The following is a 25,210-nucleotide window of genomic DNA, read 5'->3' on the forward strand; positions in this document are numbered from 1 at the left end:
GGGTGTTGTAAAAGTTCGGTTCGAACTTCCCGTAGCCCTTAAGCGACGTTTTGTTAGTAATTTTTCAACATTTAGTGTCCCGTGCGGTTGTATTCTTCATTTACTGCTGCCATGATGCTGGTCGTTGACAAATAGTTACTGCGGGAAAATGGAATTTTCGCTGGACGGGTGTTTCGTCCCTGTTTCTTCAAGGAACCAAGTCCGCGTCACGGCATGTGAGCGGTGACCTCCTGAGCTAAATAGTTATGATTTTTTTTAGCCTGCCATTAATAGGTTTTGATTCTAAAAGCCACGTGCGAGTGACCAATCTTTTTCTATACTGCTTTTAGTTAAATTTAGATCTGGAGACTCCCAATGAGTGATATCAAAGCGGTTGCACAACGTGCACTACAACTGATGGACCTAACTACCCTGAATGACGATGATACCGATCAGAAAGTCATTGAGTTATGTCACAATGCCAAAACCGCTGCCGGCACCACCGCCGCCATCTGTATCTACCCTCGCTTCATTCCTATTGCACGCAAGACTTTGCGTGAAATTGGTGCTGAGCAGGTTCAAATTGCCACTGTAACCAACTTCCCTCACGGTAACGACGACATCGATATCGCTGTTGCTGAAACCAAAGCTGCTATTGCTTATGGTGCCGATGAAGTGGATGTGGTTTTCCCGTACCGTGCCCTGATGGCTGGTAACGAGCAAGTGGGTTTTGACCTGGTTAAAGCCTGTAAAGAAGCCTGTGGTGATGTACTGCTGAAAGTGATCATCGAAACCGGTGAACTGAAAGAGGAAGCGTTGATCCGTAAGGCGTCTGAAATCTCCATCGATGCCGGTGCTGACTTCATCAAAACCTCTACCGGTAAAGTGCCTGTAAACGCGACTCTGGAATCTGCCAAGATCATGATGACCGTAATCAGCGAGAAAGACACCAACGTTGGCTTTAAGCCTGCTGGTGGCGTTCGTAACGCTGAGCAAGCCGGTGAATACCTGGATCTGGCTGCCTCCATCCTAGGCAAAGACTGGGTTAGCCCTAAGTCATTCCGCTTCGGTGCTTCCAGCCTGCTGGCTAGCCTGCTGCATACTCTAGAACTGGCAGACGCTCCTGCTGATTCTAAAGGATATTAATTACATCTGAGTTCCAATTTGTGATCTGGGTCTCCGGAAATTAGCGAAAGCTTGTCTACTATCAGTACATATTTCGTAAATTTACGACAACCCAGTTTCCTATTTTAACTTAGATGGTGCCGATTCCTGTTAATCGGGAATCGGCCGGCACTGGAGGCAAAGGATGTTTCTACCACAAGAGATTATCCGCAAGAAACGCAATGGTGAATCCCTGTCCGAGGAAGAGATTCGCTTCTTTGTAAAAGGGATCACCGACAACAGCGTCAGTGAAGGTCAAATCGCCGCATTTGCCATGGCGATCTACTTCAACGACATGCCGATGGATGAGCGCATTGCGCTGACCAAGGCGATGCGTGATTCAGGAATGGTACTGAACTGGGATGGTTACGGCTTTGATGGCCCAATCATCGATAAACATTCCACTGGCGGTGTTGGTGACGGCGTTTCACTGATGCTTGGTCCAATGATTGCCGCATGCGGCGGTTTTGTTCCTATGATCTCCGGTCGTGGCCTTGGCCATACCGGCGGTACCCTAGATAAGTTGGAGTCAATCCCTGGCTACAACATCACCCCTACTAACGACGTATTTGCCAAAGTAGTCAAAGAAGCTGGCGTAGCGATTATCGGTCAAACCGGTGATCTGGCTCCTGCTGATAAGCGCTTCTACGGCATTCGTGATGTGACCGCGACCGTCGAGTCCATTGCCACCATCACGGCGTCTATCCTGTCTAAAAAGCTGGCCTGCGGCCTAGATGCTTTGGTGATGGACGTGAAAGCCGGTAGCGGCGCATTCATGCCAACCTACGAAGCTTCCAAAGAGCTGGCTAAAAGCATCGTTGATGTGTCTAACGGCGCTGGCGTTGCCACTTCGGCATTGATCACCGACATGAACCAAACTCTGGCTAAGAGCGCGGGTAATGCGGTAGAGATTCGCGATGCGGTTAACTACCTGACCGGTGCGCACCGAGACCCACGCTTGCACGAAGTGACCATGTCACTGTCTGCTGAGCTATTGGTTCTGGGTAAACTGGCTGCCAATGTTGATGAAGCCCGTAGCAAGCTTCAAGAGGCACTGGACAGCGGCCGTGCTGCCGAGATCTTCGCCAAAATGGTGTTCGGTTTGGGTGGTCCAGTAGACTTCATCGATAAGATGGACATCTACCTGCCTAAGGCTGAGATTATCCGTCCTGTTTACGCTGATCAATCCGGCATCATTACCGCGATGGACACCCGTGCTATGGGTCTGTCAGTCGTTGGTCTGGGTGGCGGCCGCCGCGTACCAACCGATGGTATCGATTACGCTGTGGGTCTGACCGACATCATCGGTCTGGGTCAGAAAGCCGACGCGGAACTGCCTTTGGCAACCGTTCACGCTCAGAACGAAGCTCAATTCGAAGAAGCTGCCGCCGCCGTGCGCAAAGCAGTGACCTTTGGCGACAGCTACCAAGCCACCGCAGATGTGTACGAAACCATCCGTAGCGGTGAGTAGGAGGAAGAATGAAACGCGTATTTATTCTGATGATGGACTCTTTCGGCATCGGCGCAGCTGGTGACGCAGAGCAGTTCGGAGATGTTGGTGCTGACACTTTTGGCCACATCGCCAAAGAGTGTGCTGATGGCAACGCAGAAGTGGGTCGCAGCGGCGCGCTACAACTGCCTAACTTGACCTCTTGGGGGCTAGTAAACGCAGCTCACGAGAGTACTGGTTCGGTTCCAGCTGGCATGAACGTCAATGCTGAAATTACCGGTGCTTACGGTCACGCGGCAGAGCTTTCATCCGGTAAAGACACCCCAAGTGGTCACTGGGAGATGGCTGGGGTTCCTGTACTGTTTGAGTGGGGCTACTTCCACGACAAGCAGAACTCGTTCCCGAAAGAGCTGACGGACAAGATTCTAGCCCGCGCGGGTATTGAAGGTTTCTTGGGTAACTGTCATGCATCCGGTACTGCGATTTTAGAGCAGTTGGGTGAAAAGCACATGCAAACCGGCTGGCCAATCTTCTACACTTCTGCAGACAGTGTATTCCAGATTGCCTGTCACGAAGAGACCTTTGGTCTGGAGCGCCTGTATGAGCTGTGTAAGATCGCTCGTGAAGAGCTTGAGCCTTACACCATCGGTCGTGTCATCGCTCGCCCATTTGTGGGTGCAGGAGCGGCGGACTTTGCTCGTACCGGCAACCGCGCTGACTACGCCATTGAGCCACCAGCACCAACAGTGCTGGACAAGCTTAAAGACGCTGGCGGTCAGGTGGTGTCTGTAGGTAAAATTGCAGATATCTACGCTAACTGTGGCATCACTAAGAAAGTGAAAGGCACAGGTTTGGAAGCGCTTTGGGATCGTACCCTCGAGCAGGTTGATGAAGCCGGTGATAACACCATCGTATTCACCAACTTTGTCGACTTCGATTCTTCGTTCGGCCACCGTCGTGACGTAAATGGTTACGCCAATGCGCTAGAATACTTTGATAAGCGTCTTCCTGAGCTTATGGAAAAATTAGGCGACGACGATGTGGTTATCGTTACCGCCGACCACGGTTGTGATCCTACCTGGACTGGTACCGACCACACCCGTGAGTACGTTCCTGTGCTGGTTTACGGCAAAAACGTTAAGCCTGGTTCCCTAGGCAAGCGTGAATCTTTTGCTGATATCGGCCAGTCCATTGCTTCCTATTTTGGCTTAGAAGCGATGGACTACGGAAAATCTTTTTTGAATTAACTGATGAAATAAAAAGGGGTCATACAGATGGCAACTCCGCACATTAATGCACCAGCAGGCGCTTTCGCTGAAACCGTACTTTTCCCAGGCGATCCGCTGCGCGCTAAGTACATTGCTGAAACTTTCCTAGAGAACGTTGATCAGGTTACCGACGTACGTAACATGCTGGGCTTCACCGGTACCTACAAAGGCAAAAAAGTGTCTGTAATGGGTTCTGGTATGGGCATCCCATCTTGCTCCATCTACGCGAAAGAGCTGATCACCGAGTACGGTGTGAAGAACATCATCCGTGTAGGTAGCTGTGGCGCAGTAAGCACCGACGTTAAAGTTCGTGATGTAATCATCGGCATGGGTGCTTGCACCGATTCCGGCGTAAACCGCACTCGTTTCAAAGGCTACGATTTCGCTGCTATCGCCGATTACGGCCTGCTGGCTGGCGTTGTTAAGTCTGCTGAAGCGGCTAATATCCCAGTGAAAGTAGGTAACGTTTACTCTGCTGACCTGTTTTACACTCCAGATCCAGAAATGTTCGACGTGATGGAAAAGATGAACGTACTGGGCGTAGAGATGGAAGCGGCTGGCCTATACGGTGTTGCTGCTGAGTACGGCGCGAACGCTCTGTGCGTAGTAACCGTATCTGACCACATCCGTACTGGTGAAGCGACTACCTCTGAAGAGCGTCAAAACACCTTCAACGACATGATCGTAATGACTCTGGACTCTCTGGTTTAATTACCGGTAAGGTCGAGTATTACGAATAAGCCGGTCTTTGACCGGCTTTTTTTATGCCTGCTTTTTTTGCTGCCGTTTCAATGCGCTCTGTTTAGCTCGTTTCAGAGACAGTGCCCGGGTTAGCAGAAATCCCACAAATCCTGCCAACACAAACAGCAGCGGTTGCTGCTTTTGCTGCTCTCTATCCAGTTGTCGACTGTCTTTAAAGAACAGTTGAGTGTTCATTCTCAGGCGGATAAAGCCGATGTTTTTTTGTTGATAATCGACAGAGGCTATAAATGGCTCAAAACGACTGAGGGCTTGCTGCAGTTCATCGTCTTCCGGTTGCATGTTCTCAGGGAACAGACTCTGCGCCTGGCTGATGCGACGACCTTTATCGTCAAAGGCACTGGCGGACAGCACTCGTGGATCTAAGTTGAGCTGCATCATCAACCAGTCCAATTGTTCGTCATCTTGCTTGGCCATCGCCGGAGCGGCAGCAATCGCGGCGAGCTGCACCATCTGATCGGCCAGCTGTTTCGATTGCTGGTCTAACTGCTCAAGGCTTTGCCGTTGCTGCAGTTGCCAAAGGTTAAAGATGATTGCGACCAGCAATAGGGCGGTGAGAATCTTGGCCACACGGGCCAAAATCCTAAATGGGTTATTGGTTGGTAGGATTTCCTTATCTTGCACTCGGTTACCCTTGCTCCAGGCTATCGCTTCTGTGATCCTAAATCCTAACCAATTGAAATATACCAAATCAACTCATGGTCTAAAGCCGTAGTGCGGGATCGGAATGAGCAGTTACAAACGGGATAAGGATTGTTGGATGAACTCTGGGCAAAGTATGGATTTGGTCTGCGTGGCGCGCAAGAGCGCCGAGCAGCAGGTGGTCGCCATGATATCGACCTTGGCCCTACCTGAACCTCAAAAAGGGGTATGGGGCCAATATGTGTGGTTTTGTTGGCCTCAAACTCAACACGTTGGCGGCAGCGATGCAGATAACTGGCAGTGGTTTCGCTTGCCGGTGGAGCGGCCTAGGTTAGATCAACCAGGGGTCTTGCTGATGGACATGGACTCCACCGCCATCGACATTGAATGCATCGATGAGATTGCCAGAGCCGCTGGGGTGTATGAACAGGTCAGTGAGGTCACCGAAGCCGCCATGCGGGGTGAGCTGGATTTCACTCAAAGCCTCAGGCAGCGGGTGGCGACGCTTAAGGGCACCTCGGTGGATGTGCTGGACCAGATTGCGGCCAATCTGCCGGTGAATCCAGGATTGGTTGAGCTGATTGCCGATCTCAAGCAAGCGGGATGGGTGGTAGCATTGGCCTCGGGGGGCTTTAACCGCATCGCCTCGAGTTTGGCCGAACAGCTGGGACTGGATCACTTTGAAGCCAATGAGCTGGTGGTTGAGCAAGGGCGATTAACAGGGGAGCTTGAGGGCGCCATCGTTGATGCAGAAGCAAAGGCGAGAATTTTGCGCACCCTCGGGGAGCAATATGGCATCGAGCAATCACAGTGGATCGCCTTAGGGGATGGCTCTAACGATCTGGTCATGATGGCGGCAGCAGGGTTGGGAATTGGCTATCGTGCTAAGCCTGCGGTAGCGGCACAAGCGGATTGTCATCTGAGCCATTTAGATCTAGACGCCATCGCCACTTTGTTGATTTAGATCACAAAAATCGGTTTAATCAGGGCTCTGATTCAACGTTGTCGGGAAAGGAGCCCCATGAATCACCAGCAGCAATCTGAATATCTGGATTATCGAAATGGCCAACTTCACTTAAAGCGCCTTACTCCCAATGGTGCCGCGAAGGGAACGGTGTTGATGGTACACGGTGCCATGAGCAATGGCCGAGTGTTTTACAGTGATTCCGGCAAAGGCTTAGGCTGCTTTTTAGCCGATCAGGGCTTTGAGGTGTATATCCTAGATTGTTATGGCCACGGGGAGTCCTCTCCGCCTCTGTCCGCCAAAGAGCGCCACGGCCAGTATGAGGTGATTAAAGAGCAGTTGCCTCTAGTGCACGATACGCTACAGGCTCGCCATGGCCACCCTGTGCATTGGGTTGGCCACTCCTGGGGCGGGGTGTTGATGATCGCGGCTCTGGCGCGTTTTCCGAAACTTCTGCCCCAAGTGGGAACGCTTACCTTGTTTGCTTCAAAGCGTACCGTACGCAGTTACAGTTATGAGCGGCTGATTAAAATTGAGCTGGCGTGGAAGCGTTTGTTTCCCTGGCTCGGTAAAAAAATTGGTTACTTGCCCCTGCAGAAGTGGCGTGTGGGCATGGACGATCAGTCCACTCAGTTTTTGATGGACTCCTTGCCATGGATCGCCACCGAACGTTGGCTCGATGAGGTGGATGGTTTCGATTATGCTGCGGCGGCTCAGCGATGGGTTCGAGAACAGAAGTGGCCGGCAACCTGGTTTTTGGCCGGGGCCGGCGATAAGGCCTTAGGGAACCCAAAAGATGTGTTTGACCTGATGCAGGAGTGCGGTCTTAGCGGCCAAGCCACCTATCAGGTGCTGGGCAAGCGCCAAGGCTGGCTTCAGGACTACGACCATGCGGGCATCCTAACCCACAAAGATGCGGCAACTGAGCTCTACCCTAATGTGCTGCAGTGGCTGGACCTGTTTCAACCACTTCCAGATACTGCTGTAGATACTCAGGGGTGATGTCTCTGATCTCCGCAACCACCTCTATCTGCCATAACATCTGCTCCAGCTCTTTGGCTCGGTGCAGGGCGTGGGTACTGATGGCGGCGAGCTCTGCTTGTAAATAATCCAGATCCGGTCGCTTCGCTTTATCCAGCTGGATGCTCAGCACTTTCAGATGACCCGTGGCGTACAGCTGCTCCATCTTGTGGCGCAGCTGTTGGCTGTCGGCAAATTGAGACAATTCCCACACCTGGCGCTGCTCTCGGTCTTGTGGCCAGTAAACGATTAGAGTGCCAAACCATGCTGGTGAGTCGTGTTTCTGTTTGGCCAGCTCTTCATAGCGCTGCTTGATGTCAGCGTGATCAAAGATGGCATCCAGATCTAGGCCATCCATGTCCACCAGTGATTGATAGCAGCTGCTGGGGACAAGGCTGTTGCCCGCGAGGTTAGCCACAAATTTGGGCCCCTCTTTATGGATAAAGACCGGCAGAGAGTAGAGGCGCTTTAGCACCAAATTCTTCATTCCTTCAAACAGCTGTCGGTGCTGCATCTTGCTGCCAACCTGAGTCATCTTATCTCGGTTTTGGTGCAATAAGTGGGACAGGAACACCACCCCAGAGTGGTTCTGCTCGGTGCTGACTTTAAGGTGCAGCACCACGCCTTTCTGATGGCGTACCAGCTGGTAATCCAGGTTTTTAAGTTTGAGTTTTCCTGCCAAAGGTTGCAGGTCAGGGAACGCCAGTTTCAGTTGGCTGCCGGGAGCGATGTTGATGCTCTCTTCCAGTTGCACCCGTAGGCCTCGAGGAGACACATCCAGGGTTCTTCCGGTGATCTCAACGCCCTGTACCTCAATTTGAACCTTGGTTTGCAATGCAAATCGCGGCTCACGGCGCAGCTCTTGCTGCTCACAAGGGATGGCGCGAGGCTCAGCGCCAGAGACTCGAAGCTGGCCAAACTGCCTAAGCTGATTGACGTGTTGATCGCTATACAGCGCTTGGTAGATTTCGGGGCGTTCAGGCCGGTGTGATTCCATGTGAATCAGTAACGACACCCCATTGAGCTGTTGGTTGACCAAGGCTTGGCTTTGGCGACCATTTACCGGAGAGTGGGTGGCCCATTGGCGGTCCCGTTCACCGATGCTGTGCATCTGCAGGTGATGTACGCGAAACTCATCTTTGCCTGCGGCATGCTTGAGGAAGCAGTTCAGTAGCTCCTGCTGCTGAAGCTCAAACAGCGTGGCGGAGAAAAACAGTTTGTGGTCGCCGTGATAGTGCACAAAGCTGTACATCAGTTGATGACTGCTTTCTTTGGGCTGTTTGAGAATTCGAGCAATGCGCTTGTCGGTTAGGGCACTGCTCAGCTGGCTGGCGCCACGCTCATCCAGCCAGTAATCGATCTGTGCTGAATTGGTTGGGGTTTGCAACACCATCGAGGGCTGCAGTTTGCCACCCTTAAGGCTCATCGCAACCGGAACCGAAGCCAATCTCGGAAGATACTGCCGTTCATAACCGCGACTGCGGGCGGTTTTGATCAGATGGTTGAGCTCAGGGCGAGTTCGCAAACGACTGACGCTTAAGATGCGTTCGAAGGTGTTATCCAGCTTATCGTCGTCATCGGTGCGCTTTAGTCGAAATTGAGCGCCATCTTTGCGCTCTTCCCGTTCGACAAGCTCATAGCTGACCCCTTGTTTGAGCTCTGGCACGGTAAACTCTTTGGCAATGTCGGTATAGCTGACAAAGATTGGCTTGGTTGGCTCAGGAAACCAAGGGGTGCGACAGCGCAGTTTGACGCCTCGAGGGGACAGATCCAAGGTGCGTCCTTCTACGGGGGCACCATCTTGTTGCCACAGGGTGACGTTGGAGGTGAAGCTGTGGCGGGTTTCTCGGCGGCGGATGTAATACCCCATGGGCAAGGTTGCCATGTTGAAGGGGCGTAATGCTTCGGGCTCCTCATCGGCGCCTAACTCTGGTTCAGGTTCCGGTTTTAGGCTGTCCATCAGGGCTTCATAGGCACCGACGGTGTAACGGCCACCATAGAGTTCGAGCTGCTGCCTCAGTGTGTGTTCCGCTTCTGCGGTAATCCGATGTTCAAGACCGTCTAGTTCAACCCAGTCGCAGCGTTCGGACTGGTTGCTCATGTCGATGCGGCGCTGACAGTTTTGATTGAGGCGACGCATCTCCATCCGCACCAGAAAGCGATCGGAGTCGCTTAAGTGGCTGGTGGATTGGTCGAGGAGACTGTCGAAGTTCTCATCTTGTAATAGAGGAGTCAGTTGCTGTATCAGCTCGCTGTGGTTTTGCATCGTCTTTAATTTTCGGAATATGACTCATTGAGTGTAACGGTAATTGGTGCTGCCGTATATAATCGGCCTTTACCAACCAAGGAGTTATATCGGCTGACGTTCCGATTCTTTGAGGCCGATTTGACATAGCGGTAACAGACAGAGAGAGATTATGGCCAAAGTAAAAACCGCGTACGTGTGTAATGACTGCGGTGCGGACCACCCAAGGTGGCAGGGGCAATGCAATGCCTGCGGGGCGTGGAATACCCTGACCGAGGTTCGCCTAGGGGCGGCAACTAAAGGCCGTGGCGACCGTTTTAGTGGCTACGCCGGTGACGCCAACAGTGCCGAAGTGCAGCTATTGAACGAGATTGATCTGCAGGAGTTACCTCGTTTTTCCAGCGGTTTCAGCGAGCTGGACCGGGTGTTGGGGGGCGGCATCGTGCCGGGTTCTGCCATTTTGATTGGCGGTAACCCAGGTGCGGGTAAATCCACCTTACTGCTGCAAACCATGTGTAAGTTGTCTCAGTCGATGAACGCCCTCTATGTTACCGGTGAGGAGTCGTTGCAGCAGGTGGCGATGCGGGCCAATCGTTTGGGGCTACCAACGGATAAGCTCAAGATGTTGTCGGAGACCTCCGTTGAGCGCATTTGCCATATCGCCGAGAAAGAGAAGCCGTCACTGATGGTGATCGACTCCATCCAGGTAATGCACATGGCGGACGTGCAATCGGCGCCGGGGAGTGTGGCTCAGGTTCGCGAAACCGCAGCCTATTTAACCCGCTTTGCTAAGCAAAACAACGTGGCGATGTTTTTAGTTGGCCACGTGACCAAAGATGGCTCCCTCGCTGGCCCTAAAGTGCTTGAGCACGCCATCGATTGTTCCATCTTGTTAGATGGCGATGGTGACTCACGTTTTCGTACCATGCGCAGCCACAAAAACCGTTTTGGCGCCGTGAATGAACTGGGCGTATTTGCCATGACCGGCCAAGGACTTAAGGAGGTGGCCAACCCGTCGGCCATTTTCCTATCCCGAGGAGAGGAGCAATCTCCAGGCTCAGTGGTATTGGTGATCTGGGAGGGCACTCGGCCGCTGCTGGTTGAGCTTCAGGCTCTGGTGGATCACAGTCAGTTAGGCAATCCACGGCGCATTGCGGTAGGGCTAGAGCAGAACCGCTTGGCGATGCTGTTGGCGGTGCTGCATCGCCACGGTGGTCTGCAGATGTCGGATCAAGACGTCTTTGCCAACGTGGTGGGTGGCGTTAAAGTCACCGAGACTGGGGCCGATTTGGCGCTGCTGCTCTCCATGGTGTCCAGCTTTCGCGATCACGCACTGCCTCGGGATCTGGTGGTATTCGGTGAGGTGGGGCTGTCCGGCGAGATTCGCCCGGTGCCCAACGGCGGTGAGCGATTGAATGAAGCGGCTAAGCACGGCTTTAAGCGCGCCATTGTGCCGAAAGGGAATGTGCCAAGGCAGCCCATCGAGGGGATGGAGATCATCGGCGTTACCAAACTGTCTCAAGCGCTGGAAGCGATATAATCCCCCCTACCTAACTCCGCGCTCACATCTCTTGCCACAGCTCCTCTAGCTCTTTATTCAGGCTATGGGGGCTGTGGAGCTCCACCAGCCGGCGCAGATGAATGAGGCTTTCCACGTCGATGTTATGCCACACCAGCCCCAGCGAGATGGCGTTGATGCGCTGCACTTCGGCCTGCATCTGAATATCCACATCGTCACTTAAAGGGATGGTCAACTTCAGTGACTGCCCCATGGTGGGGGTAAACTCTTCCGGCATCGCCAGCAAAATGCCGTGCAGGCTGATGTCCCACACGCGGCTTGAGATGCGTTTGTTGTCGATGTCTATTTGGGCGGGAGCGATAAATTGCACCCGAGTAAAATGTCGGCGTTCGTCCATGTCCTACTCAAAATTGCGCATTGTTTACCCTCGAGTATAGACCGCTTCTTATCACTAAGGGGTGGGGAGGGTCACAGAAAAAGGCCAGCATTTCTGCTGGCCTTTGAGGTTCTTGCGATGGCAGTCGACGTTAATCGATGCGCTTGTACTTGATGCGGTGAGGCTCAAGGGCGTCGGCGCCGTGAGTCTGTTTCATCCAGTCGCGGTATTCGCTGTAGTTGCCTTCGAAGAAGTTAACCTGACCTTCGTCGCGGTAATCCAGAATGTGGGTGGCGATGCGGTCTAGGAACCAACGGTCGTGGGAGATCACCATGGCACAACCTGGGAACTCCAGCAGGGCGTTTTCCAGGGCGCGCAGAGTTTCGATGTCCAGATCGTTGGTTGGCTCATCGAGCAGCAGCATGTTGCCACCGGCTTGCAGCAGTTTGGCTAGGTGCAGACGGCCACGTTCACCCCCAGAGAGTTCGCCAACGCGCTTCTGTTGGTCGGTGCCTTTGAAGTTAAAGCGAGACACGTAGGCGCGAGAGGCGATCTCGAAGTTACCAATTTTCAGCACATCCTGACCGTTGGAAACCTCTTGGAACACGGTCTTGCTGTCGTCCATGTCATCACGGAACTGATCCACCGAGGCGATCTTCACGGTTTCGCCAACGTCGATGGTGCCGCTGTCCGGTTGCTCAGCACCGCTTAGCATGCGGAATAGGGTCGATTTACCGGCACCGTTAGCGCCGATGATGCCAACGATGGCGCCTTTTGGCACCGAGAACGACAGGTCGTTGATCAGGACGCGGCCATCGTAGGATTTGGTCAGGTTATTCACCTCCAGCACCTTGTCACCCAAACGCTCACCCGGCGGGATGAACAGCTCGTTGGTTTCGTTACGGCGCTGGTAATCGGTGGTGTTCAGCTCTTCGAAGCGGTTCAGACGGGCTTTGCTCTTGGCTTGGCGACCCTTTGGATTCTGACGAACCCACTCCAGTTCTTTCTGGATAGACTTCATGCGAGCCTTCTCCTGAGCAGCTTCCTGCTCCAGACGGGCTTCTTTCTGTTCTAGCCAAGAGGAGTAGTTGCCCTCCCACGGAATGCCTTCACCACGGTCAAGTTCCAGAATCCAGCCTGCGGCGTTATCTAGGAAGTAACGGTCGTGGGTAATGGCGACCACGGTACCTGGGTACTCTTCTAGGAAGCGCTCCAACCAAGCAACGGATTCGGCATCCAGGTGGTTAGTCGGTTCGTCCAGCAGCAGCATGTCTGGCTTTTCCAAAAGCAGGCGAGCCAGTGCGACACGACGGCGCTCACCACCGGAGAGTACCTTAACCTTGGCATCCCACTCAGGAAGGCGCATGGCGTCGGCGGCACGCTCCAAGGCGTTGTCTAAGTTGTGGCCGTCTTTGGAGTCAATGAGAGCTTCCAGTTCACCCTGCTCTTTGGCTAGGGCGTCGAAGTCTGCACCCTCTTGGGCGTACTCATCGTAAACCTGATTAAGACGCTCGATGGCGCCAGCAACGTCGCTTACCGCTTCCATTACCACTTCGCGAACGGTTTTTTCCATGTCCATCTGTGGTTCCTGAGGCAGGTAACCCACATTGATGCCTGGCATCGGGCGAGCTTCCCCTTCGAACTCGGTGTCCACACCGGCCATGATGCGCAGCAGGGTTGATTTACCCGCACCGTTGAGACCCAAGACACCAATTTTGGCACCAGGGAAGAAGGAGAGGGAGATGTCTTTAAGAATGTGGCGTTTAGGCGGAACCACCTTGCCCACTCGAAGCATGGAGTAGATAAACTGAGCCATGAAAATTCCTGTTCAATCATTGTAAATCAGGTCAGGGGTTGGCTGACCGGACTAGAGTCCGCCCTTTAGGGTAGTCGAGCCGATAGAAACCTGCTCTGAGGCGGAAACGGTATTTTGGCGCCTATGATACTGTCTCCATCGGTGGATGCCAGTGCATTTGTTGGCTTTTAGTATGAAAAACAACCGCAAACCACATAGGTCTGTTATGACGGCATAGGAATTTTTTCTGAGCCTAGCTCATTGGACTTGGGATCATTGCAGCAGCGGAGTAGACTATGGCCTGTTTACTTTTCGTGCTGAATTCAGCGATGAGTTGCTGACCCTGCTGGTACCGGTTTTAGTCTCGGTTTTGCTTTGGTTCGTAGAAGGGCTTATGGGCAACGGTTTGGCTCCGGCTAGAGCAGGTTTTCGCACAAGCGCAACTTGAACGGCAAAGGTAAACGGGCCCCAGAGCCGCTTAAAAAAATAACCCCCTACACCAGGAGACATGGATGCTGGACAAAAACATGAACATCGCCGACTTTGACCCCGAGTTGTGGCAGGCGATGGAGGCAGAACGTTGCCGTCAGGAAGAGCACATTGAACTGATCGCATCAGAGAACTACACCAGCCCTCGTGTTTTACAAGCGCAAGGGTCACAACTGACCAACAAGTATGCCGAAGGCTATCCTGAGAAGCGCTACTACGGTGGCTGTGAGTACGTCGACGTGTCAGAGCAACTGGCCATCGACCGTGCCAACGAACTGTTTGGCTCACAATACGCCAACGTGCAGCCACACTCTGGCTCGCAAGCGAACGCCGCCGTATTCATGGCGCTACTGCAGCCAGGCGATACCGTATTGGGCATGAGCCTTGCCCACGGTGGCCACCTGACTCACGGTGCCAGCGTGTCGTTCTCGGGCAAAATTTACAATGCGGTTCAGTACGGCATTACCCCTGAAACTGGCGAAATCGATTACGAAGAGGTGTTGGCGCTGGCCAAAGAGCATCAGCCGAAGATGATCATCGCTGGTTTCTCCGCATACTCTGGCGTGATTGACTGGGCTAAATTCCGCGAAATCGCCGATGAAGTGGGTGCGTACCTATTCGTGGACATGGCTCACGTGGCTGGCCTGATTGCCGCTGGCGTATATCCGAACCCTGTGCCTCACGCCCACGTCGTGACCACTACCACCCACAAGACCTTAGCCGGCCCTCGCGGCGGTTTGATCTTGTCTAGCTGTGGTGATGAGACCATCTACAAAAAGCTCAACTCTGCCGTATTCCCAGGTGGCCAAGGCGGTCCTCTGTGTCACGTAATCGCGGCGAAAGCGGTGGCGTTCAAAGAAGCGCTGCAGCCAGAGTTCAAGACCTATCAGCAACAAGTGGTGAAAAACGCTCAGGCGATGGCCGAGGTGTTTATCTCTCGCGGTTACAACATCGTTTCCGGCGGCACTCAAAATCACCTGTTCCTGCTGGATCTTATCGACAAAGACATCACCGGTAAGGATGCGGACGCTGCCCTAGGCCGCGCCAACATCACCGTGAATAAGAACTCGGTTCCTAATGACCCACGTAGCCCGTTCGTAACCTCTGGTCTGCGTATTGGTACTCCAGCGCTGACTCGCCGTGGCATCGATGAGTCCGAAGCCCGTGAGTTGACCGGTTGGATCTGTGACATTCTGGATGACTTTGGCAACGAAGAGGTGGTTCAGCGTGTTAAGCAGCAGGTGACGGCTCTGTGTGCCAGCAAACCGGTATACCGCTAATAGCGAATTACTGACGGATAACTGACTAAAAGCCCATCAATCGATGGGCTTTTTTTATCATTTAGTGCCTAACACCACAGAAATGAGCCTCAGGTTGGGCCATTGTTTTCCGTTAAAGGTGTTGATTGTTAACCTAATGCCCGAAATCCGTTATTCTAAGCGGCATAGTTTCCGTTTATTGGCTGCTTTGGAGGCACCATGCACTGTCCTTTTTGTTCGGCAAACGACACCAAGGTGATCGATTCTCGATTGGTGGCTGAGGGCCATCAGGTTCGTCGTCGTCGAGAGTGTTTGACCTGCAAAGAGCGATACACCACTTTCGAAAGTGCTGAGCTGGTGATGCCTAGAGTGATCAAACAAGATGGTACTCGAGAGCCTTTTGACGAAGAGAAACTGCGCCGTGGCATCCTGCGTGCGGTGGAGAAACGCCCTGTCTCTGCGGAGTCTATCGAGCAATCGCTCACCAAAATCAAGTCGGCGCTACGAGCCACTGGCGAGCGTGAAGTGGGCTCAGATATGGTGGGCAATCTGGTGATGGAACAGCTGATTGGCCTAGATAAAGTGGCTTACATTCGCTTCGCCTCCGTATACCGTGCCTTTGAAGATCTATCGCAGTTTGGTGAAGCCATCGCCAAGTTGGAAAAATAAGCCGTGAATTGGACCCAAACAGACATTCGCTCAATGGCTCGAGCCCTTGAGCTGGCCCGACGTGGCCAATACAGTACCCATCCAAACCCTGCCGTGGGTTGCGTCATCGTTAAAGACGGCGAGGTGGTCGGCGAGGGTTTTCATCCTAAAGCCGGTGAACCTCACGCCGAGGTGTTTGCCTTGCGTCAAGCAGGCTATAAAGCTATTGGCGCAACCGCTTACGTTACCTTAGAGCCTTGCTCTCATTATGGCCGCACGCCCCCCTGTGCCGAAGCGCTGATCAACTTGGGCGTCTCCCGAGTGGTGGCTGCCATGGTGGATCCCAATCCACAGGTTGCAGGTCGAGGCATGCGCATGCTTCAAGAGGCCGGCATTAAGGCCCAATCTGGGCTGATGGAGGCGGAATCCCGAGCCATTAACCCAGGTTTCATTAAACGAATGGAATCTGGACGGCCGCTGATTCGCATCAAGCTGGCGGCCAGTATCGATGGCGGCACGGCGCTGGCGAATGGCCAATCTCAATGGATCACCGGTCCCGAGGCGCGCGCCGATGTGCAGCGTTTAAGGCTTGAGTCAGGGGCGGTGATCACCGGTGCCGACAGTGTACTGATGGATAACCCCAGCATGAACGTGCGCCCCTCCCAGTTGCCGACACATATTGAACTGCCGGATAACTGGCATCACCCGCTGCGGGTGGTGGTGGATGGTCAGGGGCGATTGAGCCCAGATCTGAAGCTGTTCCAAATTGAGCAGCCCATTCTACTGGCCAGTCACCAACCGTCTCGTCATAACTGGCCCGCCCATGTGGATTGCTGGCAAGGTCCAAAACTGAGTGACAAGCTAGACCTTAATGCAATAGTCGCTGAGCTGGCCGAGCGTCAAGTGAATTCGGTGTTGGTGGAGTCTGGAGCTCGGCTGGCGGGCGCTTTTATTGCTGCCGGTTTGTGGGATGAGCTAATAGTGTATCAAGCACCTAAGATGATGGGAGACAGCAGCCGTGGTTTGGTCCACCTGCCCGAGTTTTCCACCATGTCTGAGGTGCCAGAGTTTAAATTTAAAGACGTGCGCCGAGTTGGTCAGGATCTTCGATTGACCTTGGTGCGCGCGGAGTCATAGATGTTTACAGGCATTATTGAAGCTGTGGGTCAACTGCGACAACTAGAGCGTCGTGGCGAAGACCTGCGATTAACCGTGGCCAGTGGTAAATTGCCCCTGGAGGATGTGCAGCTTGGCGACAGCATCGCCACTAACGGCGTCTGCCTGACGGTAGTGGAAAAACTGAGCGATGGCTACGTTGCTGACGTTTCCGGTGAAACCCTAGCCCGAACCAATTTTGCTCACTATCAGGTTGGCCAAGCGGTCAACCTAGAGCGTGCGGTTACGCCGAATACCCGCTTGGGCGGTCACATGGTCAGCGGCCACGTGGATGGCCTCGCCAGCGTGGAATCGATCACCCCTCGGGGCCGAGCCATCGATTTTTGGCTGCGCGCTCCTAACGGTCTTGGCCGCTACATCCCTGAGAAAGGTTCGGTGACCATCGACGGCATTAGCCTAACGGTCAACGAAGTGGATGGCGGGCGTTTTCGCCTAACCATCGTACCCCATACCCTACAAGAGACTACCCTTGGCCAGTTGAGCCCCGGTTCAACCGTTAACCTTGAGGTGGATCTTATCGCCCGATACTTAGAGCGTTTGATGAAACCGGCAGAGGAGACTGAGTCTTCATCCGGGATCACCATGGAGATGCTCGCTAAGTCTGGATTTTTAAAATAATAAGGTTCGCAAGATGGCACTGAATAGCATTAACGAGATCATCGAGGATATCCGTCAAGGCAAGATGGTGATCCTGATGGACGATGAAGACCGTGAAAACGAAGGGGATCTGATCATGGCTGCGGAAGCCGTGACCCCTGAAGCGATCAACTTTATGGCCAAATATGGCCGTGGCCTCATCTGCATGCCGATGAGCGGCGAGCGCTGTGATCGTCTTGGTTTGAACCCTATGGTGTCTCGCCATACCGAGCAATACGGTACCGCCTTTACCGTTTCCATTGAAGCGGCGCAAGGGGTGACCACCGGTATTTCGGCTGCGGACCGTGCGGTAACCATTCAGGCCGCCGTTGCCAAAGACGCTAAGCCAACCGATCTGGTGCAGCCGGGTCACGTGTTCCCGCTGCGAGCTCGTGAAGGTGGGGTACTGACCCGCGCCGGTCACACCGAAGCCTCAGTAGACTTGGCCCGTTTGGGCGGCTACGAGTCAGCAGCGGTAATCGTTGAGATTCTCAATGAAGACGGCACCATGGCTCGCCGTCCGCAGCTAGAGGTGTTTGCCGAAGAGCATGGCATCAAGATTGGCACCATCGCCGATCTGATTGAGTACCGTAACCACAACGAAACCACCATCGTTCGTGAAGCCCGCTGCCAGTGGCCTACCCGCTATGGTGATTTTGAGTTGGTGAGCTTCCGCGACACCATCGACGGCGAAGCGCACTTTGCACTGGTCAAAGGGGATGTGACCAATAACCCATTAGTGCGAGTTCACTTGCACGATGGCTTTAACGATCTGCTGTTTAGCCAGCGCGGCGGCAACACCACTTGGGACTTGGACAGCGCCATGCGTCGCCTGAGCGATGAGGGTGGAGTGCTAGTGCTACTGGGGCGTCACCAAAGCAGTGAAGAGATGCTCGAGCAGATCAAGCGTCTGGCCGATGAAGATGCAGGTGCCGTGGTGCCGATGCGCAAACCTTTTGGCACTTCCCGTACCGTGGGAGTGGGCTCGCAGATTTTGGCTGAGCTGGGCGTGACTAAGATGCGCTTGCTATCGGGTCAGAAGCGTTATCATGCATTGTCTGGTTTCGGTCTGGAAGTTACTGAGTACATCAGCGAGTAATTTTATTCATTGTCGGTCTGAGGATGCCTTTGCGGATTTTCAAGGCCGTTATTTTTTGTGTACAGCTGGCGTTAAAGTTTTGCAGTTGGCTGTGCTATCATTACGCCACTTTTCGCCCCGTGGCCACCTTGGGGCGTCTACCAATCTGTTTTTTGGATATAAATAATGAATGTCATCGAAGGAAACATTGAAGCCAAAGGCGCCAAAATTGCCTTGGTTGTAGGCCGTTTCAACAGCTTTATTGTTGAAAGCCTGGTAGAAGGCGCTATCGATACCCTGAAGCGTCTGGGTCAAGTTAATGACGATGATATCACCATCGTTCGTGCACCTGGTGCATTTGAGCTGCCTTTGGTTGCTCGCAAACTGGCTAAGCAAGGTCAGTTTGATGCCATCATCGCACTGGGCGCGGTGATTCGTGGTGGCACACCACACTTTGATTTCGTTGCTGGCGAGTGCAACAAGGGACTGGCACAAGTGATGCTGGAGTCTGATACTCCAGTTGCGTTCGGCGTCCTTACTACCGATACCATCGAACAGGCCATTGAGCGTGCTGGCACCAAAGCTGGCAACAAGGGTCATGAGGCCGCAATGAGCGCCTTGGAGATGGTTAACGTCCTTAAGCAGCTGTAAGCTTAAGAACGGATTTAGCAGGAGAATTACGTGAAGCCTTCAGAGCGTCGCAAGGCCCGCAGTTTAGCGGTGCAAGCCATTTATTCATGGCAAATTAGTGGAAATGATGTTGCTAACGTGGAGCATCACTTCCTCACTGAGCAAGAGACCGACGGCGTTGATGTGGCCTATTTCCGTGAGCTGTTGGTTGGGGTAACCAGCCACAAGTCTCAACTGGATGAGAAGTGCAAGCCTTACTTGGCTCGTTTGTTGGAAGAGGTTGATCCCATCGAGCTGGCGGTATTGCGCTTGGGCGCTTACGAGCTGCTGTATCGTGATGATGTGCCATACAAGGTGGCCATCAACGAAGCGATTGAGTTGGCGAAGGTGTTCGCATCCGATGACAGCCATAAGTTTGTCAACGGTGTGTTGGACAAACTGGCTAACGCTCAGAACCGCTAATCACGATGAGCTTCATCGGTCTGGAATCTCCAGCAAAAGCATAAATGGAACGGCCACACTGATGTGGCCGTTTTTCTATTATGATACCTAGTGAATTAAGTGATTGATCTGTAGAGCTATTAAGCAAAATTCTTGCGGTGACCATGAAAAAAAAGCCGTTAGAGCCAACGTCACATGCAAGCGATGATTGATCCAAACGCTTGATTTAAAGGGTACACAAAACTGAATTTAGGCAATGACTGAATTTGAACTGATCGAACGTTACTTTCGCGACGGTTGTCAGCGTGGTAGCAAACGAAAAGACGTGTTGTTTGGCATTGGCGACGACGCAGCCATCCTTCGGGCGCCGGACAACAACCAGTTGGTCGTCACCACAGATACCCTAGTTGAGGGCATCCACTTCCTAAAGGACATAGATCCTAAGGTACTGGCGTACAAGTCGGTGGCCGTTAACCTGTCTGACTTAGCCGCCATGGGAGCCGATCCGGCGTGGCTAACCTTGGCGTTAACCTTACCCAAGAGCGACGAAGCTTGGTTGGCGGGCTTTGCCGAAGGCTTAAACCAGATCTGTGAATATTATGGCATCGCCTTGGTTGGCGGTGACACCACCCGAGGCCCATTGACCATTACCCTGACCGCCATGGGGCACGTGCCATCGGATCGAGGTATCTATCGTCATGGTGCCAATCCGGGCGACTGGATCTTTGTGACTGGCACCTTAGGTGATTCGGCGGCAGGCTTAAAGCTGTTGACCGGCGATCTGAGCTGCGATGAAGACTTAAAAGAGTTTTTGGTTACCAAGCACCTGCGTCCGGTTCCTCGAGTGTTGGCTGGCCGCTCTTTGCGTGGCATCGCCAGTGCGTGCATGGATCTCTCCGACGGTTTAGCCGGTGACATTAAGCACATCTGCAAGGCGTCAGAAGTCTCTGCCCACATCAACATCGAGCAGTTGCCGCTGTCCAGTGCACTGCAGCAAGCGCTCGGGGAAGCCAATGCTCAAAGCTTGGCGATCGTGGGGGGCGAAGATTACGAGTTGCTGTTCACGGTGCCAGAGAATCGCAAAGGCGCACTGATGACCGCCCTTGGCGAAGCGGGGGTAAACCACAGCTGCATCGGCCAGATGCGGGGTGGCTCCGGTGTGCATTTCTATCGAGATGGTGAACTGGTGACCGATCTGGTTGACAGCTTCCAGCACTTTTAAGGAAATAAGATGTCTCGATTTCCGACTTTAAGTTTGAAAAATCCAGTGCATTTTCTGGGATTGGGAGGTGGCCTCGGCTTGGCTCCTAAGGCGCCGGGCACCTTTGGCACGCTGGCGGCATTTCCGCTCTATTTCTTGATGCAGGACTTAAGCCTGTTCCCCTATTTGATGTTGGTGATCTTGTTTGCCGCGGTGGGGATCTACATTTGTGGCAAGACCGCAGAGGACATGGGCGAGCACGACCACCCTGCCATTGTGTGGGACGAGGTGGTGGGTATGTTGATTACCTTGATTGCAGCCCCGGCAGGTTGGATCTGGTTGGTCATTGGATTTGCGCTGTTTCGTCTGTTTGATATCTGGAAACCTTGGCCGATTCGTTTCTTCGATAAGCAGATGGAAGGGGGGTTGGGGATCATGATGGACGACATTCTTGCTGGCGTGTTTGCCCTAGTGTGGCTGCAGGCGCTGGCCAAGGTGTTCCCTGGACTTTAGTTGATTCAACTCTGCCATCCTGAACTCGAATCGTGGGTCACTTCTCAAAGTGACCCATTTTTTTTCGTTTATGTTTTGCATATATGGAATGGTGAATATATCATAAGGCATATATTTCCATGACGGTCGAAATGTGGCGGTCAGTTTAGTTTGTGCCGAGAGGCTGGAGTAAAAGATGGGTATCTTCGAGCGGTATCTGAGCGTATGGGTAGCGATGAGCATCGCTGCGGGTGTGGCCTTGGGACAATGGTTCCCACAGGCGTTTGAGATGTTAGCTGGCTGGCAGTTTGCCCAGATTAACGGGGTGATTGCGGTTCTTATCTGGGTGATGATCTACCCGATGATGGTGCAGGTGGATTTTGAGTCCATTAAAGAGGTGCGCCGTCAGCCACAAGGTTTGGGCCTAACTCTGGCCATCAACTGGTTGATTAAGCCGTTTTCCATGGCGGCCATCGGTTGGCTATTCTTCCACGTCGTGTTTGCGGATCTGGTGTCGGCTGAAGACGCCAGCCAGTACATTGCTGGTATGATTTTGCTGGGCGTGGCACCTTGTACCGCCATGGTCTTTGTGTGGAGTCAGTTGACTAAAGGCAACGCCGCTTACACGCTGGTTCAAGTGTCCATTAACGATCTGATCATGGTGGTGGCCTTTGCACCGATTGCCGCTTTCCTATTGGGCGTGTCTGACATCACCGTGCCATGGGAAACCCTGTTGCTGTCGACGCTACTTTATGTGGTGCTGCCTCTGGCTGCGGGCATCTTAACTCGTCGTTACCTAGTCTCTAAAGGTAAGGGGACGGTTGAAGCCTTTACCGCTAAGCTCAAGCCGCTGTCGATTGTGGGCCTGCTTGCCACTGTGGTGATTCTGTTTGGTATTCAGGCGCCAACTTTGGTGGCGGATCCGATGGTGATTGGCCTGATTGCCATTCCTCTATTGATTCAAACCTACGGCATCTTCGCCATTGCTTACTTTGGTGCCAAAACCATGAAGCTGCCTCACAATGTGGCCGCACCGGCGGCGATGATCGGCACCTCTAACTTCTTTGAGTTAGCGGTTGCGGTCGCCATTGCCCTATTTGGATTGCACTCTGGTGCGGCGCTGGCTACGGTGGTGGGTGTACTGGTGGAAGTGCCGGTGATGCTGTCTCTGGTGGCTTTTGCCAACCGTACTCGTCATTGGTTCCCTGCGGCTGACTTCGAAGGGGCCAACGCCTCCGTGGCCACATCCACAAAATAGGAGAACAACAATGAGTTTTGCACTGGCGTTAATTGAAGTTGATGGCTTTACAATGGCACTGCATTCGGCTCCTGGAATTCATACGCCACTGGAGCAGGATCTCAGTGCGCTGAAACAGGCAGGCGTCACTACGGTGGTGACGACCCTGACCGAGCCTGAGATGCAGGAGCACCATATTTCGGAGTTGCCGCAACGTTGCCAAGCTTTGGGAATGGAGTGGGTACATCTGCCAATTGAAGATAATGTGCTACCTGCCTCTGAGTTTGATGTGGCTTGGTCTGAGAATGCTGACGCCTTGGTGGCAAAACTCAAACAGGGACAGCGCCTGTCGGTGCATTGCCGAGGTGGCGTCGGCCGAACTGGGCTTACGTCGGCGAAGTTGCTGATGCGAGCAGGTGTTCCGTTCGATGCCTTGGCGCCCATTGTTCGCAAGGCTCGCCCAGGCGCTCTAAAACTGCAGGAGCAGTTCGATTACTTAGGTGTTAAAGGCTAAACCGAGCCGTCGTGAGACGATGACAAAAGGAGCCGCTGGCTCCTTTTTTCTCTACAAGGTTGTTAATTATGCGCATTAATTGACTATTAATGCGTTTTAATCACGATTTTATCCGTTAAAGGGTGTTCATCGACACCAATTGCTCTATCATCGCTGCCAATAATTCGAACAATGACGCCACAGCGATATTTTATGAGCAAAACCACCTCCGCTGCGCCAAGCTCGGCCAGCAAAACCTGGCAGATGCCAGACACTCTGATTCTGATCTTGTTGATTGGAGCTTTGGCGGCTCTTGCCACCTACTTTATTCCGGCAGGCAACTTTGAAACCCAAACCGCCACCTATCTGATGGATGGGGTTGAAAAGACCCGCACCGTCATCGACCCTGCATCTTTCGCTTATGCGACCGACGCCAATGGCGAGATTGTGTATAACAGCGTGAGCTTGTTTGAGGGCGGCGGCGGGGTGGGCCTGCTCAATTTCGTGTTTGAAGGATTAACCTCCGGTTCGAAATGGGGCAGTGCTATCGGCGTTATCATGTTTATGCTGATCATTGGCGGCGCTTTCGGCATCGTGATGCGCACTGGCACCATCGACAATGGCATCCTGCGCATTATTGGCAAGACCAAGGGCAATGAGGCACTGTTTATTCCGGTGATGTTTGCGCTGTTCTCCCTAGGTGGTGCGGTATTTGGCATGGGTGAGGAAGCGGTGGCCTTTGCCATTATCATTGCGCCGCTGATGATTCGCCTTGGCTACGATGGCATTACCACGGTAATGGTGACCTACGTGGCGACTCAGGTTGGCTTTGCCGCGTCGTGGATGAATCCGTTTTCGGTGGCCATTGCTCAAGGGGTCAGTGGGGTACCTGTGCTTTCCGGTGCCGATTTACGGATGGCCCTGTGGGTTGGTTTCACTCTACTAGGCATCGCGTTCACCATGTGGTACGCCAAAGGAGTAAAGGCCGATCCGAGCCGCTCCTATAGCTTTGCTTCGGACAAACCACTGCGAGATGCGCCTCAGGTGGATCTTAAAGACAGCCGCTGGAATTTAGGCGACACCTTAGTGATGCTCACCGTCGTGGCTACCGTAGTCTGGGTGATTTGGGGTGTGGTGGCTCACGCTTGGTACATCCCAGAGATTGCGTCGCAGTTTTTTACCATGGGTGTGGTAACCGCCATCATTGCGGTGGCCTTTAGACTCAATAGCATGACCATGAACGACGCTGCCGATGCTTTTAAAGAGGGCGCCGGATTGATGCTGCCACCGGCACTGCTGGTGGGCGCCGCCAAGGGGATCTTACTGCTACTTGGTGGTAGCGACCCGGCGCAAGCATCGGTGCTTAATTCAATTTTGAATAGCGCTGGCAATGCCATCGGCGGCATGCCTGAGATGCTGTCGGCGTGGTTTATGCTGGTGTTCCAGTCGGTGTTCAATTTCTTTGTGACCTCTGGTTCTGGCCAAGCGGCGTTGACCATGCCGTTGATGGCGCCTCTTGCTGACATTGTTGGCGTCAGCCGTCAGGTGGCGGTTTTGGCGTTCCAGCTTGGAGACGGTTTTACCAATATTCTGGTACCGACGTCGGCCTCGTTGATGGCGACCCTAGGTGTGTGTCGTATCGATTGGGTGGATTGGCTTCGATTTGTGTGGCGCTTTATGCTGATGCTGTTTGGGATCTCCAGTGTGGTGGTGGTAGCGGCACAGGCCATGGGATACGTTTAATTTCCTAATCTCTTAACCTCCGGACAATAAAAAAGAGCCCATAGCGGGCTCTTTTTGTTAGGGGCTAACGCCAAAATGGCTATCCAAACAACTGAATCTGATCGCAGCGTTGATACTCAATGATGCGATTGACCAGCGCCGCCACCGATGAGGTGGCACTGGCCAGTAGCGACTCTTGTTTACGGCGAAGCCCTATCACTGGTTTGCCGATGGCTACCGCGTAGCCGATGCAGATGGCGATGCTGTTCGCTTGGCTGTTGGTATCCACCACCACCAGATCACTTTGGCTTATCTGCTCGAACTGATCTTGCATCTGCATTCGAAGTTGAAGACCGTCCTGTTGGTGCTGATCTGCTTGCCAATGATTCAGCTCACCGCTTTGACCCGCAAGAGTGTGCAGTAAACGAGGGCTAACTTGGCTATCGGAGAGGAGACAAAGTGTGGGTTTCATAGCAATCCCAAAACAAGAGGTCTGGGTAGCGCGGTGCGCCGCCCAGATTCAGAAG

Annotated in this window: 24 protein-coding genes; 19 read left to right on the forward strand and 5 right to left on the reverse strand. The window is 53.2% G+C overall.

What is annotated here, in order from left to right; genetic code table 11:
* The first annotated feature begins 354 nt into the window (after positions 1–354).
* The 4 genes from deoC to deoD all read left to right on the forward strand — a co-directional run bounded on the left by deoC (position 355) and on the right by deoD (position 4,572).
* Complete coding sequence (gene deoC, locus FCL42_RS09385; RefSeq protein WP_136863153.1) at positions 355–1,125, forward strand: deoxyribose-phosphate aldolase; 771 nt, start codon at positions 355–357, stop codon at positions 1,123–1,125.
* A gap of 163 nt (positions 1,126–1,288) precedes the next feature.
* On the forward strand, positions 1,289–2,614 hold the full coding sequence (gene deoA / locus FCL42_RS09390; RefSeq protein WP_136863154.1) for a thymidine phosphorylase: 1,326 nt from the start codon (positions 1,289–1,291) through the stop codon (positions 2,612–2,614).
* Between the two features lie 8 nt (positions 2,615–2,622).
* Positions 2,623–3,840: a phosphopentomutase gene (locus tag FCL42_RS09395; protein ID WP_136863155.1), complete on the forward strand. Its 1,218-nt coding sequence runs from the start codon at positions 2,623–2,625 to the stop codon at positions 3,838–3,840.
* 27 nt (positions 3,841–3,867) lie between these two features.
* Positions 3,868–4,572 (forward strand): purine-nucleoside phosphorylase, encoded by a 705-nt coding sequence (gene deoD, locus FCL42_RS09400; RefSeq protein WP_136863156.1) that lies wholly within the window; start codon positions 3,868–3,870, stop codon positions 4,570–4,572.
* Between the two features lie 51 nt (positions 4,573–4,623).
* Here the strand turns inward: deoD and FCL42_RS09405 are convergent, their stop codons facing one another.
* A complete protein-coding gene (locus FCL42_RS09405; RefSeq protein ID WP_169308351.1) occupies positions 4,624–5,244 on the reverse strand; it encodes an AhpA/YtjB family protein in 621 nt (206 codons plus the stop codon).
* Between the two features lie 136 nt (positions 5,245–5,380).
* Here FCL42_RS09405 and serB point away from each other — a divergent pair, with 136 nt between their 5' ends.
* Both serB and FCL42_RS09415 read left to right on the forward strand, forming a co-directional pair.
* Positions 5,381–6,226 carry a phosphoserine phosphatase SerB gene (gene serB, locus FCL42_RS09410; RefSeq protein WP_205729249.1) on the forward strand — a complete coding sequence of 282 codons (846 nt, stop codon included), beginning with the start codon at positions 5,381–5,383 and terminating at the stop codon, positions 6,224–6,226.
* Between the two features lie 57 nt (positions 6,227–6,283).
* Positions 6,284–7,228, forward strand: a complete 945-nt coding sequence (locus tag FCL42_RS09415; protein WP_136863159.1) for an alpha/beta fold hydrolase — start codon at positions 6,284–6,286, stop codon at positions 7,226–7,228.
* On the opposite strand, the gene FCL42_RS09420 is transcribed toward FCL42_RS09415, so the two are convergent.
* Positions 7,161–9,512: a PilZ domain-containing protein gene (locus tag FCL42_RS09420; RefSeq protein WP_136863160.1), complete on the reverse strand. Its 2,352-nt coding sequence runs from the start codon at positions 9,510–9,512 to the stop codon at positions 7,161–7,163. The two genes, FCL42_RS09415 and FCL42_RS09420, sit on opposite strands and share 68 nt — an antisense overlap.
* 151 nt (positions 9,513–9,663) lie before the next feature.
* Between FCL42_RS09420 and radA the strand changes: the two genes are divergently transcribed.
* The gene (gene radA, locus FCL42_RS09425; protein WP_136863161.1) at positions 9,664–11,031 is read left to right on the forward strand and encodes a DNA repair protein RadA; all 1,368 of its coding nucleotides are present in this window, start codon (positions 9,664–9,666) and stop codon (positions 11,029–11,031) included.
* Between the two features lie 22 nt (positions 11,032–11,053).
* On the opposite strand, the gene FCL42_RS09430 is transcribed toward radA, so the two are convergent.
* Positions 11,054–11,407 carry a PilZ domain-containing protein gene (locus tag FCL42_RS09430; RefSeq protein ID WP_136863162.1) on the reverse strand — a complete coding sequence of 118 codons (354 nt, stop codon included), beginning with the start codon at positions 11,405–11,407 and terminating at the stop codon, positions 11,054–11,056.
* 130 nt (positions 11,408–11,537) lie between these two features.
* Positions 11,538–13,202 (reverse strand): energy-dependent translational throttle protein EttA, encoded by a 1,665-nt coding sequence (gene ettA, locus FCL42_RS09435; RefSeq protein ID WP_136863163.1) that lies wholly within the window; start codon positions 13,200–13,202, stop codon positions 11,538–11,540.
* 491 nt (positions 13,203–13,693) lie between these two features.
* On the opposite strand from ettA, the gene glyA reads away from it, so the two are divergent.
* The 12 genes from glyA to yfcC all read left to right on the forward strand — a co-directional run bounded on the left by glyA (position 13,694) and on the right by yfcC (position 24,704).
* Complete coding sequence (glyA, locus tag FCL42_RS09440) at positions 13,694–14,950, forward strand: serine hydroxymethyltransferase (RefSeq protein ID WP_136863164.1); 1,257 nt, start codon at positions 13,694–13,696, stop codon at positions 14,948–14,950.
* Between the two features lie 198 nt (positions 14,951–15,148).
* Positions 15,149–15,598 (forward strand): transcriptional regulator NrdR, encoded by a 450-nt coding sequence (nrdR, locus tag FCL42_RS09445; RefSeq protein WP_136863165.1) that lies wholly within the window; start codon positions 15,149–15,151, stop codon positions 15,596–15,598.
* A gap of 3 nt (positions 15,599–15,601) precedes the next feature.
* Positions 15,602–16,714 carry a bifunctional diaminohydroxyphosphoribosylaminopyrimidine deaminase/5-amino-6-(5-phosphoribosylamino)uracil reductase RibD gene (gene ribD, locus FCL42_RS09450; RefSeq protein WP_229359820.1) on the forward strand — a complete coding sequence of 371 codons (1,113 nt, stop codon included), beginning with the start codon at positions 15,602–15,604 and terminating at the stop codon, positions 16,712–16,714.
* A complete protein-coding gene (locus FCL42_RS09455) occupies positions 16,715–17,371 on the forward strand; it encodes a riboflavin synthase (protein WP_136863166.1) in 657 nt (218 codons plus the stop codon).
* A gap of 13 nt (positions 17,372–17,384) precedes the next feature.
* Positions 17,385–18,488, forward strand: a complete 1,104-nt coding sequence (gene ribBA, locus FCL42_RS09460) for a bifunctional 3,4-dihydroxy-2-butanone-4-phosphate synthase/GTP cyclohydrolase II (RefSeq protein WP_136863167.1) — start codon at positions 17,385–17,387, stop codon at positions 18,486–18,488.
* 165 nt (positions 18,489–18,653) lie between these two features.
* A complete protein-coding gene (gene ribH, locus FCL42_RS09465; protein WP_136863168.1) occupies positions 18,654–19,118 on the forward strand; it encodes a 6,7-dimethyl-8-ribityllumazine synthase in 465 nt (154 codons plus the stop codon).
* A 30-nt stretch (positions 19,119–19,148) separates the two neighbouring features.
* The gene (gene nusB, locus FCL42_RS09470) at positions 19,149–19,559 is read left to right on the forward strand and encodes a transcription antitermination factor NusB (RefSeq protein WP_136863169.1); all 411 of its coding nucleotides are present in this window, start codon (positions 19,149–19,151) and stop codon (positions 19,557–19,559) included.
* Positions 19,560–19,794: 235 nt separating this feature from the next.
* Positions 19,795–20,760, forward strand: a complete 966-nt coding sequence (gene thiL / locus FCL42_RS09475) for a thiamine-phosphate kinase (protein WP_136863170.1) — start codon at positions 19,795–19,797, stop codon at positions 20,758–20,760.
* 9 nt (positions 20,761–20,769) lie between these two features.
* Complete coding sequence (locus FCL42_RS09480) at positions 20,770–21,252, forward strand: phosphatidylglycerophosphatase A family protein (RefSeq protein ID WP_136863171.1); 483 nt, start codon at positions 20,770–20,772, stop codon at positions 21,250–21,252.
* Between the two features lie 175 nt (positions 21,253–21,427).
* On the forward strand, positions 21,428–22,489 hold the full coding sequence (gene arsB / locus FCL42_RS09485) for an ACR3 family arsenite efflux transporter (protein WP_136863172.1): 1,062 nt from the start codon (positions 21,428–21,430) through the stop codon (positions 22,487–22,489).
* A 10-nt stretch (positions 22,490–22,499) separates the two neighbouring features.
* A complete protein-coding gene (locus FCL42_RS09490; protein ID WP_136863173.1) occupies positions 22,500–22,982 on the forward strand; it encodes a phosphatase domain-containing putative toxin in 483 nt (160 codons plus the stop codon).
* A 192-nt stretch (positions 22,983–23,174) separates the two neighbouring features.
* Positions 23,175–24,704 (forward strand): putative basic amino acid antiporter YfcC, encoded by a 1,530-nt coding sequence (gene yfcC / locus FCL42_RS09495; RefSeq protein ID WP_136863174.1) that lies wholly within the window; start codon positions 23,175–23,177, stop codon positions 24,702–24,704.
* 79 nt (positions 24,705–24,783) lie between these two features.
* Here yfcC and FCL42_RS09500 read toward each other — a convergent pair whose 3' ends face one another.
* Positions 24,784–25,155: a TIR domain-containing protein gene (locus FCL42_RS09500; RefSeq protein WP_136863175.1), complete on the reverse strand. Its 372-nt coding sequence runs from the start codon at positions 25,153–25,155 to the stop codon at positions 24,784–24,786.
* Positions 25,156–25,210: the final 55 nt, after the last annotated feature.

The sequence above is a fragment of the Ferrimonas aestuarii genome (genome assembly GCF_005116665.1).
Classification (GTDB): domain Bacteria; phylum Pseudomonadota; class Gammaproteobacteria; order Enterobacterales; family Shewanellaceae; genus Ferrimonas; species Ferrimonas aestuarii.